The sequence below is a fragment of the Burkholderia sp. 9120 genome (assembly GCF_000745015.1).
Lineage (GTDB): Bacteria > Pseudomonadota > Gammaproteobacteria > Burkholderiales > Burkholderiaceae > Paraburkholderia.
The window spans coordinates 4,096,547-4,114,264 of record NZ_JQNA01000002.1; the positions used below are offsets into that span (position 1 = coordinate 4,096,547).

Below are 17,718 nucleotides of genomic sequence, written 5' to 3' on the forward strand. Positions count from 1 at the left end.
CATGCATCTGCTGCGCACGACGCCGGGCGGCTTTGTCGACGATACGCAAGGCGTGATCCGTATCGATCAGCAGCCTGCCGAGATCGTCGTGCTCAGCTCCGCCGACACCACGCTGTCGCTGCTGGCGAGCGTGTTTCCGCGTCTGGGTGAAGGCTTTCCGAGTCTGCGACTCGCGAATGTCACGTATCTGCGGCAGCCGGCTTCGGTCGACTTCTATGTTGAAGACGTGTTGCAGCATGCACGCGTGGTGGTGGTCGATCATCTCGGCGGCGAGGCATATTGGCCGTACGGCATCGAGCAGGTGGTTGCGCTCGCCGAGCGTAAGCAGCAGACGCTCGCGATGTTTTCCGGCGACCTGCAGGAAGATCCGAATCTGCTGGCGCGCAGCACCGCGGACGCCGATCTGTGCCATCAGTTGTGGCGCTATCTGCGCGAAGGCGGCGCGCAGAACGCAGAAGCGTTTTTGCGCTGCATCGCGCACCGCACGTTCGGCTGGGGACGTGAACCGGCGCCGCCGCGCGCGTTGCCCGCCGCCACGCTCTATCACCCCGAACGCGATACGCCGAGCGTGGCCGATTGGCAGGCGCGCTGGCGCGCCGGCGCGCCGGTGGCCGCGATCCTGTTCTACAAGGCGCATCTGCAGGCGGCCAATACGGCGGTGTTCGATGCGCTGATCGACGCGCTCGAAGCGCAAGGGCTCAATCCGCTGCCGATCGCGATCACGTCGCTGAAAGATGCGATGAGCCGTGACGTCGTGCAGTCGTTGTGCGCGCAACATCAGGTCGCGCTGGTGCTGAACACGACCGCGTTCGCCGCGTCCGCGATCGACGATCCCGAGCCGCTCGCACTCGCCGGCGACGCGCCGGTGCTGCAGGTGATCCTGAGCGGCGGCAATCGCGAGGACTGGCTCAAGGACAACCATGGCCTCAATTCGCGCGATATCGCCATGCATATCGCGCTGCCGGAAGTGGACGGTCGCATCATCACGCGTGCGATCAGTTTCAAGGGCCTGGCCTATCGTTGTCCGCACACCGAAGTCGATGTGGTCCGCTATCAGCCGGATCTCGAACGCGTGGGCTTTCTTGCCGAACTGAGCCGCCGCTGGTGCCGTCTCGGCACGCTCGACAACGCGGACAAGAAACTCGCGCTGATTCTCGCCAACTATCCGATGAGCGAAGGGCGGATCGGCAATGGCGTCGGGCTCGATACGCCGGCTTCGGTGGTCGGCATTCTGGCGATGCTGCGCGACGAGGGTTATCGTCTCGCCGACTTACCGGCAGACGGCGGTGCGCTGTTGCAGAAGCTCACCGAAGGCGTGACCAACGATCCGGTGGTGCGGGATTTGCGGCCGGCCTTGCAAAGCCTCGCGCTCGACGACTATCTGACTTACTTCAACGCGTTGCCCGCCGATGCGCGCGAGGCATTGAACGCGCGCTGGGGTGCGCCCGGGCAGGACCCGACGTTGCGGCGCGGCCGTTTCATGATCGCGGGATGGCGCTGCGGGCAGGTGTTCGTCGGCATTCAGCCGTCGCGTTCGCGTGAGCAGGGCGACTACGCGAGCTATCACGACGCCGAACTCGTGCCGCCGCATGCGTACCTTGCGTTCTATTTCTGGCTGCGTCATCAGTTCGGGATCGACGCGGTCGTGCATGTCGGCAAACACGGCAATCTCGAATGGCTGCCCGGCAAGAGCGTTGCGCTCAGCGAGGCCTGCTGGCCCGATCTGATTCTCGGGCCGATGCCGCATCTGTATCCGTTCATCGTCAACGATCCGGGCGAGGGCAGCCAGGCGAAGCGTCGCGCGCAGGCCGTGATCATCGATCATCTGATGCCGCCGCTCACGCGGGCCGAAACGTACGGGCCTTTGCAGGACCTCGAACGCCAGGTCGACGAATACTATGAAGCGCTGATGGTCGACCCGCGCCGCTCGAAACTCTTGCGGCGCACGATTCTGGCGACCATCGTCGAACATAAGCTGCATGAAGAGCTGAGTCTCGCGGCGCCAAACGGGCAGGACGCTGAAGATACGCTGCTGACGCGCGTCGACGCCTGGCTGTGCGAGTTGAAAGAAGCGCAGATTCGCGATGGGTTGCACACGTTTGGTCAATCGCCTGACGGTGTCCAGCGGCGCGATACGTTGCTGGCGTTGGGGCGCTTTCCCGTCGGTGATGGGCAAGGCGGCAAGGCCGGTTTGATCGATGCGCTGGCGCGCGATCTGCGGATGGATCATCTGTTCGATCCGTTGTCGGTGGATTGGTCGGCGGCGTGGGACGGGCCGCGTCCCGATGTGTTGCAGCGCGTGAGCGAGGCGCCGTGGCGGCATTGCGGCGATACGCGCGAACGGCTGGAATTGCTGGCGGCGGCGATGTTGCGTGGCGTGTGTGGCGATGGCGGCGAGTGCCGCGACGGCGGCGATCGCGCCGAATTGGATTTAACGCCGGCCGCGGGAAGTTTGCCGCAGGCGGAGCGCGTGATCGAGCGTCTGCGCAACGATGTATTGCCGCGCCTCGACGCGTGCGGTCCGCAGGAAATGATGCAGTTGAAGCGCGGCCTCGAAGGGCGTTTCGTGCCGCCGGGGCCGAGCGGATCGCCGTCGCGCGGACGCCCTGACGTGCTGCCGACCGGCCGCAATTTCTATTCCGTCGACACGCGCGCGGTCCCGACGCAAGCCGCCTGGTCGCTCGGATTGAAGTCCGCCCAGCAACTGATCGAGCGGCATTTGCAGGAGAAAGGCGACTATCCGCGCGCCATCGGTCTCTCGGTATGGGGCACCGCGACGATGCGCACCGGCGGCGACGATATCGCTCAGGCGCTCGCGTTGCTCGGCGTGCGGCCGAAGTGGGCGCCGGGCAGTCATCGCGTGACCGACTTCGAGATCATGCCGATCGACGCGTTCGACCGGCCGCGTATCGACGTCACGCTGCGCGTCTCCGGGTTTTTCCGCGATGCGTTCGCCAACGTGATGCATCTGTTCGACGCCGCCGTGCAAGCCGTGGCCGAACTCGATGAGCCGGAGGAGCTGAATCCGATTCGCGCGCGCGTGCTGCGCGAACGCGACGCGCTGATCGCGCGCGGCATGGACGCCGTCGAAGCGCGCCGGCGCGCCGGCTGGCGCGTGTTCAGCGCGCGGCCCGGCGCGTATGGTGCGGGTCTGCAGGACATGATCGACTCGCAACACTGGCAGACCGACGCCGATCTCGCGAATGCGTATCAGGCGTGGGGCGGTTACGCGTATACGCAGAAGAGCGCGGGCGAAGAGGCGCGGCAAGCGTTCGGCGTGCGCCTCGCCGCGATGGATGTGGTGCTGCAGAACCAGGACAATCGCGAGCACGATCTGCTCGATTCGAACGATTACTACCAGTTTCAGGGCGGCATGGTCGCGGCGGTGCGGCATCTGGCCGGCGATCAGCCGAGTGTGTATCACGCCGATCACAGCAATCCGGCCGCGCCGCGCGTGAGAACGCTGCATGAGGAGATCGCGCGGGTGATTCGCTCGCGCGTGGTCAATCCGAAATGGCTCGACGGCGTGAAGCGTCATGGATATAAGGGGGCGGCGGAAATTGCCGCGACCGTGGACTATCTGTACGGTTATGACGCGACCGCGCGCGTGGTCGCGGATCATCAATATGCGCTCGTTACTGAGGCTTATCTGAACGACGCGGATACCCGCGAGTTCTTGCAGCGGCACAATCCGCATGCGTTGCATTCGATTTGCGAGCGGCTGCTTGAGGCGATGCAGCGAGGGTTGTGGCAGGCGCCTGGTGAGTATCGTGGGCAGGTTGAACGGCATTTGCTCGCGAGCGAGCAGCAGATTGAAGGGGCGCGGATATGAGTTCATCGGATCAGGGTATGGACCCAAAGGCGGGCGAGAGCGTGACTCAAGGCACTGATCGAGGCGCAAACCAAGGCGTGACCCAAGGCGTGGCTCAAAGCGCAAACTCGCGCCTCGCTTTTCCGTTTGCCGCGCTGGTCGGGCAGGCGCCGTTGCAGCAGGCGCTTCTACTGGCTGCGATCGATCCAGGGTTGGGCGGCGTGCTGGTCACCGGGCCGCGCGGCACGGCGAAGTCGACCGCGGCGCGCGCGCTGGCCGAGTTGTTGCCGGAAGGACAATTGGTGAACCTGCCGCTCGGCGCGAGCGAAGACCGCCTGATCGGCACACTCGATATCGAAACCGTGCTGCGCGACGGCGCGGTGCGCTTTTCACCCGGCTTGCTCGCGAAGGCACATCGCGGCGTACTGTATGTGGATGAAGTCAATCTGCTGCCGGACGCGCTCGTCGATGCCTTGCTCGACGCGGCGGCAAGCGGCGTGAATACCATCGAACGTGACGGTGTTTCACATAGCCACGACGCGAGCTTCGTGCTGATCGGCACGATGAACCCCGAAGAAGGAGAGTTGCGGCCGCAACTAATCGACCGCTTCGGGTTGATGGTCGAGTTGCAAAACTGCTTTGAGCCGCAGGTGCGCCAGCAGATCGTGAAGGCGCGACTTGCGTTCGATCTCGATCCGCAGGGCTTTCGCGCGGACCATGCGCAGCAGCAGGCGCTTTATGTTCGGCGGATTCAAACCGCCCGGGCGACGCTGCCGCAACTCGCGTTCGACGATGCGGTGCACGCGCGGGTCAGCGCGTTGTGTATCGACGCGGCCGTCGATGGTTTGCGCGCCGATCTCGTGATGCTGCGCGCGGCGCGGGCGTTGGCGGCGCTGGAGCAGGCCGCGGCGGTGACGGCGGAGCATGTGGATCGTGTCGCCGAGGCGGCGCTGGTTCATCGGCGTCATCAGCGGGAGAGTTCGGCGCGGGGTGAGCCGCGTGATGCGGATGCCGGGCGGCAGGGGCGGGGTGGAGATGAGCTTGAGGGGCGGGGTGAGGCTGCTTCGTCGGCTTTGTCTGCTTCGTCGTCTGGGTCTTCGCAAGGCGCCGGGGTGTCGTCTTTCGGTGCTAATGCCTCCCATGGTGGTTCCAGCGAAGCCGACTGGGGTTATCTACCGCCCGAGCCCGCCGGCACCACTCAAGTCAAAGGCGTCATACCGCTCAGCGTAAAAAAACGCTGAGCCATCGGAAGGGCGCAGCCGCTGACTCACGCAGCGGTTTTCGATGGCGGCAAGGCGCGCGTGCAAGCGCAGGGCCGCTTTCGGGGTCGCGTGATCAATCGGTCGACAAGCAGGGCAAGCGCGTGGCGTGGCCGCCCACACTTGCGGCAATGCGCGGGCAGACGCTGCGCGCGGAACATCTGCGGTTCGTGCGCGAAGCGCCGCGTGGTGGCGTGCTGCATTGTTTCTTACTCGATTGTTCGGCGTCGATGCTGGCGGGAGAGCGACTCGCGCTTGCCAAAGGGCTGCTGATTGCGTTGTTCGACCGCGCGAGCGCCGCGCGTGCCGAGGCGGCGTTGGTCTGTTTCGGCGGTTCGGATGCGGATGTGCGTTTCGGGCCGGCCGTGCCGCGCTGGTGGAACGAGCGTTGGCTCACGCCGGTGGGCGGTGGCGGTGGGACGCCGCTTGCGGTCGGTGTCGGGCGAGCGGTGAGGTTGCTGGAAGACAGTGTGCGCCGCAAACCTGCCCAGCAGCGCTGGCTGTGGATCTTGACCGACGGCCGCACAAACGATGAACCGGCGCGTCCGCGCGCTGTGGATCAGATCGTAGTGGTCGATTTCGAGCGGGGCGCGATACGGCTGGGGCGGTGCGCATCACTCGCCGATGGCTGGGGCGCGCGGTACGTTACGGCGGAAGAGTTGATTGGCTGATTGAATGGGTGGGGAGGCGGCCTGGTTAAACGCTTCGGTCAAGCGTCTCGATCCAAGCGCTCAGATCAAGCGCTCAGATCAAGCACTCAGATCAAGCACTCAGATCAAGCACTCAGATCAAGCACTCAGATCAAGCACTCAGATCAAGCACTCAGATCCAACTCCCCGACCGCACGCCCAAGCAACACATCCGCCGCGCCGCTCGCCGCCCCGTCCCCGCGTCAACCGTTCGTCCAATGCGACACATCGTCCTGACGATCGAACACGAAGACTTTCATCGCCATTTGCTGCGCTGTATCTAGCTGGTCGAATTCCAGCCCATGGGTCGCCGGCTCGCCGGGACTGCCGGCTTTGTGCACATTCCGAATCACCGCGGTCGTTTCGATCTCGGTGTCCATTTCCGCCGACTTCAGCCGGAAGGCGACCCGCAGCCGCTCACCAACCGCGCCCACGGTCCACGAAGCGGCCAGCGACATGCCGAGCGCGCTAATCCCTTTCGCGAGCCCGAGGCCTTCGTACGATTCCCCCGTCTCACCGATACCGAAACGCACCGCGAGGTGCGTATTGACGCGGATCGACTTGCGTTCGCGCAGGCGACGGATCACGCCGGGCTTCGACAGCACGACGTAATCGAACGGCGAACGGCAGATCGCCTCGATCGTGCAGACGAAGCGAAACACCGCATGGCTCGCGATCGCGACGATTTCGATGTTCTCACCCAGCCCAAGCGGCAGGATCCGGCCTTGATGCAGTGGCGGCGTGACGAATAACGCGTGATTCGGCGCAAAGCCGATGATCCGGCACGGATGCATGGGCGCCCCGCTGCCGACTTGCGACCGTACGCCGATCAGTGCGCCGATTTCCAGGTGCATGTCCTTGATCGTCAACGGGTTTGCGGGATCGGCGTGAGGTTCGGCCTCGGCCGGCTCGTGCGTCGTTCGGTCCAGCAGGTCGCCGCGATACGGCTGGAAGTGCGTGAACAGGAAGTTGCGCTCGTCCGTGGTCGCGAGAATGGTCCCGTTGGTAAACAGGAGCGTGCCGTCGGCGTCGACGATCGGCCATTCGAGCGGCGCGCCGACCGGCACCGCGTCCATTGATAGAACCGCCGACGGAGCGGCGGGCGGGTTTTCCTCGGAGTGTTGCTCGACTGGATTGTCCATGGTCGGCTATTTTTGTGAGTGACGGGATATCTATGGTTGACGGACGGGTAGCGAAAAACTTTAGTTTCCGGTCGTTGGCGGGCGCGCGTGTCGTCGCTATGGTGTTGATTTGTCACGAGATCACAATCTGATCGACGCGAGTGCGATGTTCCTCCGGCAGGATCCAATTTAAATCGGATGGCTAACTAATTTTAGCGATGAGTCACGGCGACCCATCGAAGATCTTCTTCATCTTCGGAAAATATTGCGTGAAGGGGGTTGACGACCTGCGAGCCTATCTCCATAATCTCGTTTCTCTGCTGCAGATGCAGCGACGCAGAACGAAGCGGTGCCGGGTAGTTGTGAGGTTGGCGACACGCGGTGCTGGTTTGGTAGTGAATGCGTAATCGATCTTTAAAAATTAACAGCCGATAAGTGTGGGCGCTTGATGCGAGACGCGAGGTGGATCTTTCGGGGTCTGCCGCAAAGCGAAAGTATCAAGTCTCACACAGTAATGAAAGGAAGGTTTGACTGTCGAAAGACGATCGAACAATTCGTCAGTACGTTGAGTGAGCGACCGGTTCTTAACGGAACCGAAAAACAGTAACAGGTTTGAACTGAAGAGTTTGATCCTGGCTCAGATTGAACGCTGGCGGCATGCCTTACACATGCAAGTCGAACGGCAGCACGGGAGTAATCCTGGTGGCGAGTGGCGAACGGGTGAGTAATACATCGGAACGTGTCCTGTAGTGGGGGATAGGCCGGCGAAAGCCGGATTAATACCGCATACGCTCTACGGAGGAAAGGGGGGGATCTTAGGACCTCTCGCTACAGGGGCGGCCGATGGCAGATTAGCTAGTTGGTGGGGTAAAGGCCTACCAAGGCGACGATCTGTAGCTGGTCTGAGAGGACGACCAGCCACACTGGGACTGAGACACGGCCCAGACTCCTACGGGAGGCAGCAGTGGGGAATTTTGGACAATGGGCGAAAGCCTGATCCAGCAATGCCGCGTGTGTGAAGAAGGCCTTCGGGTTGTAAAGCACTTTTGTCCGGAAAGAAAACTTCTGTCCTAATACGGCGGGAGGATGACGGTACCGGAAGAATAAGCACCGGCTAACTACGTGCCAGCAGCCGCGGTAATACGTAGGGTGCAAGCGTTAATCGGAATTACTGGGCGTAAAGCGTGCGCAGGCGGTCCGCTAAGACAGATGTGAAATCCCCGGGCTTAACCTGGGAACTGCATTTGTGACTGGCGGGCTAGAGTATGGCAGAGGGGGGTAGAATTCCACGTGTAGCAGTGAAATGCGTAGAGATGTGGAGGAATACCGATGGCGAAGGCAGCCCCCTGGGCCAATACTGACGCTCATGCACGAAAGCGTGGGGAGCAAACAGGATTAGATACCCTGGTAGTCCACGCCCTAAACGATGTCAACTAGTTGTTGGGTCTTCATTGACTTAGTAACGTAGCTAACGCGTGAAGTTGACCGCCTGGGGAGTACGGTCGCAAGATTAAAACTCAAAGGAATTGACGGGGACCCGCACAAGCGGTGGATGATGTGGATTAATTCGATGCAACGCGAAAAACCTTACCTACCCTTGACATGTATGGAAGTCTGCCGAGAGGTGGATGTGCCCGAAAGGGAGCCATAACACAGGTGCTGCATGGCTGTCGTCAGCTCGTGTCGTGAGATGTTGGGTTAAGTCCCGCAACGAGCGCAACCCTTGTCCCTAGTTGCTACGCAAGAGCACTCCAGGGAGACTGCCGGTGACAAACCGGAGGAAGGTGGGGATGACGTCAAGTCCTCATGGCCCTTATGGGTAGGGCTTCACACGTCATACAATGGTCGGAACAGAGGGTTGCCAAGCCGCGAGGTGGAGCCAATCCCAGAAAACCGATCGTAGTCCGGATCGCACTCTGCAACTCGAGTGCGTGAAGCTGGAATCGCTAGTAATCGCGGATCAGCATGCCGCGGTGAATACGTTCCCGGGTCTTGTACACACCGCCCGTCACACCATGGGAGTGGGTTTCACCAGAAGTAGGTAGCCTAACCGCAAGGAGGGCGCTTACCACGGTGGGATTCATGACTGGGGTGAAGTCGTAACAAGGTAGCCGTATCGGAAGGTGCGGCTGGATCACCTCCTTTCTAGAGCTGAACGTGTCGAACGTTGAGCGCTCACGCTTATCGGCTGTGATTCTGAATGGACAATCTTCAGTGCATAGTGTTCTGCGAGCAGGTAATGCGCAGAGTACTTTGCATTGGCGATTGAGCCAGTCAGAGTGATACGTGGTTATAGCAACCATGATATCGGCTGTCGTTCTTTAACAATCAGGAAGAAGTAGTAAAGAGATTCACGAAAGCATATCTAGAGATGGGTGTGTGAGTAGGTGAATCAGGGTTGTGATTGTATCAATGTATGAAAAGGTGATCGAAAGATTGCCTTGGAATACGGCGCAACACGAATACTCAACCTGTAACGATGTGACCCGCGCTGCGTTCCCAGTGAACGCGGTATGAGACACACCCGTTATAGGGTCAAGCGAACAAGTGCATGTGGTGGATGCCTTGGCGATCACAGGCGATGAAGGACGCGGTAGCCTGCGAAAAGCTACGGGGAGCTGGCAAACGAGCTTTGATCCGTAGATGTCCGAATGGGGAAACCCACTCCGAATGGAGTATCCATGACTGAATACATAGGTCATGCGAAGCGAACGCGGTGAACTGAAACATCTAAGTAACCGCAGGAAAAGAAATCAACCGAGATTCCCAGAGTAGTGGCGAGCGAAATGGGATCAGCCTGTACTCTTTATCTTCATTGTTAGTCGAAGGCTCTGGAAAGTGCCGCCATAGCAGGTGATAGCCCTGTAGACGAAAACAGCGAGGAAGAACTAGGTGTACGACAAGTAGGGCGGGACACGTGAAATCCTGTCTGAAGATGGGGGGACCATCCTCCAAGGCTAAATACTCGTGATCGACCGATAGTGAACCAGTACCGTGAGGGAAAGGCGAAAAGAACCCCGGGAGGGGAGTGAAATAGATCCTGAAACCGCATGCATACAAACAGTAGGAGCCTCCTTGAGGGGTGACTGCGTACCTTTTGTATAATGGGTCAGCGACTTACATTCAGTGGCAAGCTTAACCGATTAGGGCAGGCGTAGCGAAAGCGAGTCCGAACAGGGCGATTCAGTCGCTGGGTGTAGACCCGAAACCAGGTGATCTATCCATGGCCAGGATGAAGGTGCGGTAACACGTACTGGAGGTCCGAACCCACTAACGTTGAAAAGTTAGGGATGAGCTGTGGATAGGGGTGAAAGGCTAAACAAACCTGGAAATAGCTGGTTCTCTCCGAAAACTATTTAGGTAGTGCCTCGTGTATCACCTTCGGGGGTAGAGCACTGTCATGGTTGTGGGGTCCATTGCGGATTACTACGCCATAGCAAACTCCGAATACCGAAGAGTGCAATCACGGGAGACAGACATCGGGTGCTAACGTCCGGTGTCAAGAGGGAAACAACCCAGACCGCCAGCTAAGGTCCCCAAATATTGCTAAGTGGGAAACGAAGTGGGAAGGCTAAAACAGTCAGGAGGTTGGCTTAGAAGCAGCCATCCTTTAAAGAAAGCGTAATAGCTCACTGATCGAGTCGTCCTGCGCGGAAGATGTAACGGGGCTAAGCAATATACCGAAGCTGCGGATGCACATTTATGTGCATGGTAGGAGAGCGTTCCGTAAGCCTGCGAAGGTGCATTGAAAAGTGCGCTGGAGGTATCGGAAGTGCGAATGCTGACATGAGTAGCGATAAAGGGGGTGAAAAGCCCCTTCGCCGTAAGCCCAAGGTTTCCTACGCAACGTTCATCGGCGTAGGGTGAGTCGGCCCCTAAGGCGAGGCAGAAATGCGTAGCTGATGGGAAGCAGGTTAATATTCCTGCACCATTGTTAAATGCGATGGGGGGACGGATCGCGGAAGGTTGTCCGGGTGTTGGAAGTCCCGGTCCTTGCATTGGAGAAGGCGCTTAGGCAAATCCGGGCGCGGAATTCAAGGGTGCGAGGCCATTCACCTAGGTGAAGAAGCAATCGGAAGTGGTTCCAAGAAAAGCCTCTAAGCTTCAGTTTAACAAGACCGTACCGCAAACCGACACAGGTGGGCGAGATGAGTATTCTAAGGCGCTTGAGAGAACTCGGGAGAAGGAACTCGGCAAATTGGTACCGTAACTTCGGGATAAGGTACGCCCCTGTAGCCTGATGCGCCTGCGCGCGTAGGGTGAAGGGGTTGCAATAAACTGGTGGCTGCGACTGTTTAATAAAAACACAGCACTCTGCAAACACGAAAGTGGACGTATAGGGTGTGACGCCTGCCCGGTGCCGGAAGATTAAATGATGGGGTGCAAGCTCTTGATTGAAGTCCCGGTAAACGGCGGCCGTAACTATAACGGTCCTAAGGTAGCGAAATTCCTTGTCGGGTAAGTTCCGACCTGCACGAATGGCGTAACGATGGCCACACTGTCTCCTCCCGAGACTCAGCGAAGTTGAAGTGTTTGTGATGATGCAATCTCCCCGCGGCTAGACGGAAAGACCCCATGAACCTTTACTGTAGCTTTGCATTGGACTTTGAACCGATCTGTGTAGGATAGGTGGGAGGCTATGAAGCGTGGACGCCAGTCTGCGTGGAGCCATCCTTGAAATACCACCCTGGTTTGTTTGAGGTTCTAACCTTGGTCCGTAATCCGGATCGGGGACAGTGCATGGTAGGCAGTTTGACTGGGGCGGTCTCCTCCCAAAGTGTAACGGAGGAGTACGAAGGTACGCTAGGTACGGTCGGAAATCGTGCTGATAGTGCAATGGCATAAGCGTGCTTAACTGCGAGACCGACAAGTCGAGCAGGTGCGAAAGCAGGTCATAGTGATCCGGTGGTTCTGTATGGAAGGGCCATCGCTCAACGGATAAAAGGTACTCTGGGGATAACAGGCTGATACCGCCCAAGAGTTCATATCGACGGCGGTGTTTGGCACCTCGATGTCGGCTCATCTCATCCTGGGGCTGTAGCCGGTCCCAAGGGTATGGCTGTTCGCCATTTAAAGAGGTACGTGAGCTGGGTTTAAAACGTCGTGAGACAGTTTGGTCCCTATCTGCCGTGGGCGCTGGATATTTGAAGGGGGCTGCTCCTAGTACGAGAGGACCGGAGTGGACGAACCTCTGGTGTACCGGTTGTCACGCCAGTGGCATCGCCGGGTAGCTATGTTCGGAAGAGATAACCGCTGAAAGCATCTAAGCGGGAAACTCGCCTTAAGATGAGATATCCCCGGGGCTTCGAGCCCCTTGAAGGGTCGTTCAAGACCAGGACGTTGATAGGTCAGGTGTGGAAGCGCAGTAATGCGTTAAGCTAACTGATACTAATTGCCCGTAAGGCTTGATCCTATAACAGGTGTGTCTCTCTCTCGACCCGCGTTAGCGCTTTAGCGCTTACACGGGTCCGATCCCCGAAGGGGAAGACACACGGTTGAGATCAGTGTTGTGCAATACAGGCACAACCCAAAGTAACACTGAGAGGCATCCTCTCAACTACTTCTTCCAGATTGGCTGTATTGCCCCAAAGGCAGTGCGGCAACAAGTCATGCCTGATGACCATAGCGAGTCGGTACCACCCCTTCCCATCCCGAACAGGACCGTGAAACGACTCCACGCCGATGATAGTGCGGATTGCCCGTGTGAAAGTAGGTAATCGTCAGGCTCCCTAGCAGAAAACAGAAACCCCACCCTAAAAGGTGGGGTTTCTGTCGTTTACGGTCACGAATTCGCAAGCAGAGGGCGGTTCGCAAAACTGCCCCGATCGAAGCGGCTACTCCTTGCCAATCCGCAGCGCATCCGCATAGCCCGTCAGTTCCAGATACGCTCGTCCCACGTCCGCGCCATCACGGCTCACGCGCACTGCGCCTTCCCAGTACACCGCACCTGTCGATTGCCGGGAATCCAGTTCCTGGTCGTCCATTAACGGATCGAGTCGCCATGTCAGCGGGCCCGTTTTCACCGACATCGAGACAGGGTACGACGTGTTGGTCCGCGGCGAACGCCACGTACGAACCGGCGTGAAATCCACCTCATCGCGACTGAACTGCGTTACCTGACCATCGGGTTTGCGAAGCGCCGCGTGTGCCCACATGGCATGTCCATCGCGACTACGCACTTTGAACGCCATCAAAGCCGAGCCGTCAGCGAGATTCGCGCCCAACCAATCCCATCCGACGGCATTCGCATCGAGCAAGGTACTCGACCATTCGTGATCGAGCCACGCCATGCCGGTCACCGCCGTGTCGCCGCGCGATGAAGCGCCGGCGCCGACCGGCCGCACGACACTGCCGCTCACGCGCAATTGAGGCTCGCTGTAGTAATAACTCGCCTGCTCGGGCCTCGGACCTTTGCGCGAATAGCCGCGTTCGCCCTGAATCAACGGCGCTTGAGAAGGCGTCAGCATGAGATGCAGTGAAAAGCCGTTGGCATCGACGGTGACGTTGTAGTGGCCGTCGTCGGCGCGGACGATTTTCCAGGTGTCGAGTTTGACGTCGGTATTAACCGGTTTTGCATAGGCGAGCCCGAAACCTTCGCGCGCGATGCGCTGATCGTGCGCAAGATGGCCGAGCGCCGGATCGCTCAACGCGGCGTGCGCGATGATCAACTGCGACGGCGCGAAGGCACTCGGATCGGCGCTGTCGTGTCCGGTTGCCGAGCGGAAAAAGGTGATCTGAAACCCGATCGGTTGGTGGTCCGGCGTAGTGAGCCAACCCGTCGCGTACCACCACTCGGTGCGAAACGCCGGGTGTGCACCGCTGTCCTGCGGCAAGGCGATCGCGTGGTCCGGTGTGACCGCGGCAAATTCAGGCGCGGCAGCAAAAGCGTTCGACGCAGTCAGAGCAACCACGCACAACAAGCCGCACATACGCTGTCGATGCACGGCATGCACGGCATGCACGACATGCGCGCAAGAGCCCAACCCATGGCGAGAGAGTGAAAGTGGGATCGTGCGCATCGCGTCGCGAATCCGCTCCAGCGGCAGAACCCCCATCACCAATCCTCCTTCACCGCGCGCACGGCATTCACCGACACCGCGCCGCGTCCCGCGATCACCGCCGTCGAACACGACGACGCCAGCATCACCAGCGCGACGGTGGCCAGCGCCGTCCACGGTACATGCAGCGACATGGTCCAATGAAACGATTGCGGATTGACCACGAACACCAGAATCAGGCTGATCGCAAAACCCAGTACGAAGCCCATCGCGATACCGCAGGCCGTGAGCATGCCGCCTTCGAGCGCGAGAATGCCAAGCACCTGCGAACGGGTTACGCCGACGTGCCGCAGCATGCCGAACTCACGCGCCCGCGCGAGCGTTTGCGCGGAGAACGTCGCGGCCACGCCGAACAAGCCGATCACAATCGCGACCGCCTCGAGAAGATACGTGACCGCGAAACTTCGGTCGAAGATGACCAGCGTATGCGCGCGGATTTCACCCGGTTGCGCAAGCTCCAGCGACGCGCCAAAGGGCAGAGCGCGGAGCCCCGCCATAACGCGTTCAACTGGCTGGCCGGGTTGAACGGTGACCGCGACCTCGGTTGCGCTCGTGTCGGCAGTCAGGCGACGGTAGTCGGCGAGCCGGATCTGAATCGCGCCGGTCTGACGCACGTAGTCGCGCCATACGCCCGCCACCACGAACACCTGTCCCGTTGTTTTGCCGAGCGGCAATCGCACACGTTGTCCCAGCTTGTAGCCATACAGATCGACCATGGCTTCGGATACCCAGATCGGCATTTCACCCGCGTGAAAATCCGCGGGGCTCAGCACTGCGCCCGTCATCTGTAAATTCGCGCCGGGATCGGCGGCGTCGATTTCGCGGGCGAGCATCACGACGTCCGGTCGTGCCGGATCGAGCGTGAGACGCGCGGTGCGCGAGAACGCGGCCGTCCTGATGCCGGGCACGGCGGCGACAAGCGCCTGCTCATCCGGCCGCATGCCGCCGGTGTCACCGTTCGGCGCGACCCGTACATACAGATCGGCGGACAGCAGATGGACCAGCCAGTCTTCGACGGAAACGCGGAAGCTCGCCACCATGATCGCCATCGCGACGATCAGCGCGAAGCTCGACAACACCCCGCCTATGGCAATCGACGCATGGCCAGGCGCATTCGCAAGACGCGCCAGCGCCAGCGTACTCGCGGCACCGGCACGACGTCGCGAGGCGAAAGCGCGGCTCGCCGCACCGAACACCAGCGCGGTCACACGCGGCATCAACGCAATGCCGCCGACCAGCAGCAACGCGACCGCCAGATAGCCGCCGATCGGTGTATCGAACCACGGCGGCATCTGCGTGAGCACGGCGGCGCCCAGCAAACACAGCAACGCGGGCCACGGTGTGGCGAGCCGCGCCAACGCGCCTTCTTCGGAACCGGCCTTGAGCGCCGCCGCGGGTCGCGCGCGGGCCGCCTCCAAAGCCGGCGCGAGGCTACCCAATACCGACACGGCAATGCCGAGCGTCAGAAACAACGCGGTCGCGAACGGTTCGAAACTGATTTGAGGCTGCACGCCGGGAAAATAACCACCGCCCAGATCGCTGCCGAAAAACCGCAGCGCGCCGCTCGCCAACGCATAGCCGAGCGCGAGTCCGGACAGCGCGCCGAGCAGGCCAAGCAGCGCGCCTTCCATCAGGATCTGACGCAGCAGTTGACCGCGCGTCAGGCCCAGCACGCGCAACATGGCGAACTGCGCGCGCCGTCGCACGACGCCTAACGCCTGGGTCGAAAACACCAGAAACGCGCCGGTGAACAACGCGACCAGCGCCAGCACATTCATGTTGATCCGGTAAGCGCGCGACAGGCGATCCGTGCGGCTTTCGGCATCGCGTGTTTCGGCGATCACCCAGCGGCTGCCGAGTTGCGTCTGCAGATCCTGTTTGAAGCGTTCGCGATTCACGCCGCGTTCGAGTTGCACGTCGACGCGCGACAGCTTGCCGAGCTTGCCGAATTTCCACTGCGCCGCGGCGATATCCATCACCGCGAGCCGCTGACCCGGCCGCGTCCTGACCAGGCCACCCGCGACGCGAAAACGCACGATCGCCGTGCCGCTTTGCAGCGCGAGCAGATCGCCGGTTTTTACGTTGAGCCATTGTTGTGCGGCTGCGGAGAGGAACACCGTATCGGACGCGAGCGTATCGAACGGGCGCTCCGTCGAGGGCACGCCGATCAGATCGGGCGCGATACGGCCGGCCTTGAATACATCGATACCGAGCAACGGCAGGGCGGCGTTCTGGCCCGGCACGGTGACATCGAGCGCCAGCACGGGACTGGCGAGCGCCACGCCGGGTTGGTCGGCGAGTCGCGGGTAGACGGACTCGTCGAACCAGGCTTGCGCGCCGCGCACCTGCAAATCGGCCTCGCCGGAAAGGCTGCGGGCCGCCGCGGAAAATTCGTTGAACGCCGCGCTGTTGATCAACTGCACCGCGTAGCCGAGCGCCACGCCGAGCGCGATCGTTGCAATCGCAACCAGTGCGCGGCCGCGATGACTGCGCCATTCCGCGCCCAGTAACCAGCGCGCGAGCACGCGATGTCCTTGCATGCGCAGCGGTTGGCGCGGGTTAGCGGACATGGCCGGAGGAGCGCGCGGGGACGCGAGCCTGGCCCGAGCCGGACTCTGAGCCGGACTCTAAGCCCTCCAGCGTCGGCCGTCCCGCCAACGCATGCAAACCCCCCTCGCTAAGAATCAGGATGCGATCGGCCACCGCCGCCGCGGCTTCCGAGTGCGTGACCATGATGGTGGCCGCGCCGGTCGCCTTGCTTTGCGCGCGGAACAGACCGAGCACGTCGTGCGCGGTATCGGGATCGAGATTGCCGGTAGGTTCGTCGGCGAGAATCAGTTTCGGGCGATGCACGAGCGCACGCGCAATCGCCACGCGTTGTAGTTCGCCGCCGGAGAGTTGCCGCGAAAAATCGTCGCCACGTCCGCTCAATCCGACCGCCGCGAGCATGTCGAGCGCGCCGTCCGTGGGTAACCCGTTGAGCAGCAGCGGCAGCGCGACGTTCTGCGCCAGCGTCAGATGCGGCAACACATGAAACGCCTGAAACACGAAGCCGAGTTTCTGCCGACGCAGACGGGTCGCCGCGTTGTCGTCGAGGCGCGCGACGGGACTGCCGTCGATGATCACGTCGCCACTATCCGCGCTGTCGAGGCCGGCGATCAGATTGAGCAGCGTCGATTTACCGACACCCGAGTCGCCCATGATCGCGACGAATTCACCAGGTCTGAGTATGAAGTCGAGCTGCGCCAGCACGATGCGTCCGGTGCCGTAGGTCTTGCTGAGGCCACGGCACTCGAGTGCGGGAACGACGTCTTCATCATCAGGCATGCGGTTTCCGAAAGTGAGGCCGACGATCGATCAGGCGTGCGCATGACGCGCACCAATCGCTGAAAGGGCTAAACGCCGCCGCCGAACCGCCGAAGTATATTCGGCTTCTGTAAGCCGCGCAGTCCGCTGCCGCGACGATCGAGGCCACTCTCAAAGAACCCGCCGGCCGATCGCCGGCGACGCCGTTTTTGAGCGCAGAGCGACGTTTCTCTAGAGTGCCGGATCAAAAAATATTTCGACTTCAACACCGGCGAAATTTTTGCCAACCACCCGAAAATGACCTCGGGAAGACCCTGAGATGCCGCCAGCGTTATTCCGGCCCATGCACCACGCCGAGGCGTCCCTGCAAGAGTCTTCAACTGACGCTTAATTGCGTTCATTTGCCGGCAAAATTTGCGCACGCCGACACGTCAAAACGGCATTGTGCGTCTGCACATTTCTACCCATTTCGCA

Annotated in this window: 7 protein-coding genes and 3 rRNA genes; 6 read left to right on the plus strand and 4 right to left on the minus strand. The window is 60.8% G+C overall.

The window, feature by feature from the left end; all coding sequences use genetic code 11:
* Position 1 precedes the first annotated feature (1 nt).
* The 3 genes from cobN (at position 2) to FA94_RS26545 (ending at position 5,741) form a co-directional block, all read left to right on the plus strand.
* Complete coding sequence (cobN, locus tag FA94_RS26535; protein ID WP_035556863.1) at positions 2-3,832, plus strand: cobaltochelatase subunit CobN; 3,831 nt, start codon at positions 2-4, stop codon at positions 3,830-3,832.
* Positions 3,833-3,849: 17 nt separating this feature from the next.
* A complete protein-coding gene (locus FA94_RS26540; RefSeq protein ID WP_081936119.1) occupies positions 3,850-5,052 on the plus strand; it encodes a magnesium chelatase ATPase subunit I in 1,203 nt (400 codons plus the stop codon).
* Positions 5,053-5,201: 149 nt separating this feature from the next.
* On the plus strand, positions 5,202-5,741 hold the full coding sequence (locus tag FA94_RS26545) for a vWA domain-containing protein (RefSeq protein ID WP_051980761.1): 540 nt from the start codon (positions 5,202-5,204) through the stop codon (positions 5,739-5,741).
* A 221-nt stretch (positions 5,742-5,962) separates the two neighbouring features.
* Here FA94_RS26545 and FA94_RS26550 read toward each other — a convergent pair whose 3' ends face one another.
* Positions 5,963-6,901, minus strand: a complete 939-nt coding sequence (locus FA94_RS26550) for a flagellar brake protein (RefSeq protein ID WP_035556872.1) — start codon at positions 6,899-6,901, stop codon at positions 5,963-5,965.
* A 593-nt stretch (positions 6,902-7,494) separates the two neighbouring features.
* Between FA94_RS26550 and FA94_RS26555 the strand changes: the two genes are divergently transcribed.
* The 3 genes from FA94_RS26555 to rrf all read left to right on the plus strand — a co-directional run bounded on the left by FA94_RS26555 (position 7,495) and on the right by rrf (position 12,606).
* Positions 7,495-9,025, plus strand: a 16S ribosomal RNA gene (locus FA94_RS26555).
* Between the two features lie 388 nt (positions 9,026-9,413).
* A 23S ribosomal RNA gene (locus FA94_RS26560) occupies positions 9,414-12,293 on the plus strand.
* A 199-nt stretch (positions 12,294-12,492) separates the two neighbouring features.
* Positions 12,493-12,606, plus strand: a 5S ribosomal RNA gene (rrf, locus tag FA94_RS26565).
* The 16S, 23S and 5S rRNA genes sit together here, the layout of an rRNA operon.
* Before the next feature lie 108 nt (positions 12,607-12,714).
* Here rrf and FA94_RS26570 read toward each other — a convergent pair.
* The 3 genes from FA94_RS26570 to FA94_RS26580 form a co-directional block, all read right to left on the minus strand.
* On the minus strand, positions 12,715-13,809 hold the full coding sequence (locus tag FA94_RS26570) for a lipocalin-like domain-containing protein (RefSeq protein ID WP_156126829.1): 1,095 nt from the start codon (positions 13,807-13,809) through the stop codon (positions 12,715-12,717).
* Positions 13,810-13,934: 125 nt separating this feature from the next.
* Positions 13,935-16,508 (minus strand): FtsX-like permease family protein, encoded by a 2,574-nt coding sequence (locus FA94_RS26575; protein WP_035556874.1) that lies wholly within the window; start codon positions 16,506-16,508, stop codon positions 13,935-13,937.
* Positions 16,498-17,265, minus strand: coding sequence for an ABC transporter ATP-binding protein (locus FA94_RS26580; protein WP_231585032.1), 768 nt, complete (start codon positions 17,263-17,265; stop codon positions 16,498-16,500). The genes FA94_RS26575 and FA94_RS26580 overlap by 11 nt, the downstream gene beginning before the upstream one ends.
* Positions 17,266-17,718 lie beyond the last annotated feature (453 nt).

What these genes read in the sequence shown, in the direction of transcription:
- cobN (WP_035556863.1), top strand. Translation starts at nt 2, where the DNA reads ATGCATCTGCTGCGCACGACGCCGGGCGGCTTTGTCGACGATACGCAA.
- FA94_RS26540 (WP_081936119.1), top strand. Translation starts at nt 3,850, where the DNA reads ATGGACCCAAAGGCGGGCGAGAGCGTGACTCAAGGCACTGATCGAGGC.
- FA94_RS26545 (WP_051980761.1), top strand. Translation starts at nt 5,202, where the DNA reads ATGCGCGGGCAGACGCTGCGCGCGGAACATCTGCGGTTCGTGCGCGAA.
- FA94_RS26550 (WP_035556872.1), bottom strand. Translation starts at nt 6,901, where the DNA reads ATGGACAATCCAGTCGAGCAACACTCCGAGGAAAACCCGCCCGCCGCT.
- FA94_RS26570 (WP_156126829.1), bottom strand. Translation starts at nt 13,809, where the DNA reads ATGTGCGGCTTGTTGTGCGTGGTTGCTCTGACTGCGTCGAACGCTTTT.
- FA94_RS26575 (WP_035556874.1), bottom strand. Translation starts at nt 16,508, where the DNA reads ATGTCCGCTAACCCGCGCCAACCGCTGCGCATGCAAGGACATCGCGTG.
- FA94_RS26580 (WP_231585032.1), bottom strand. Translation starts at nt 17,265, where the DNA reads ATGCCTGATGATGAAGACGTCGTTCCCGCACTCGAGTGCCGTGGCCTC.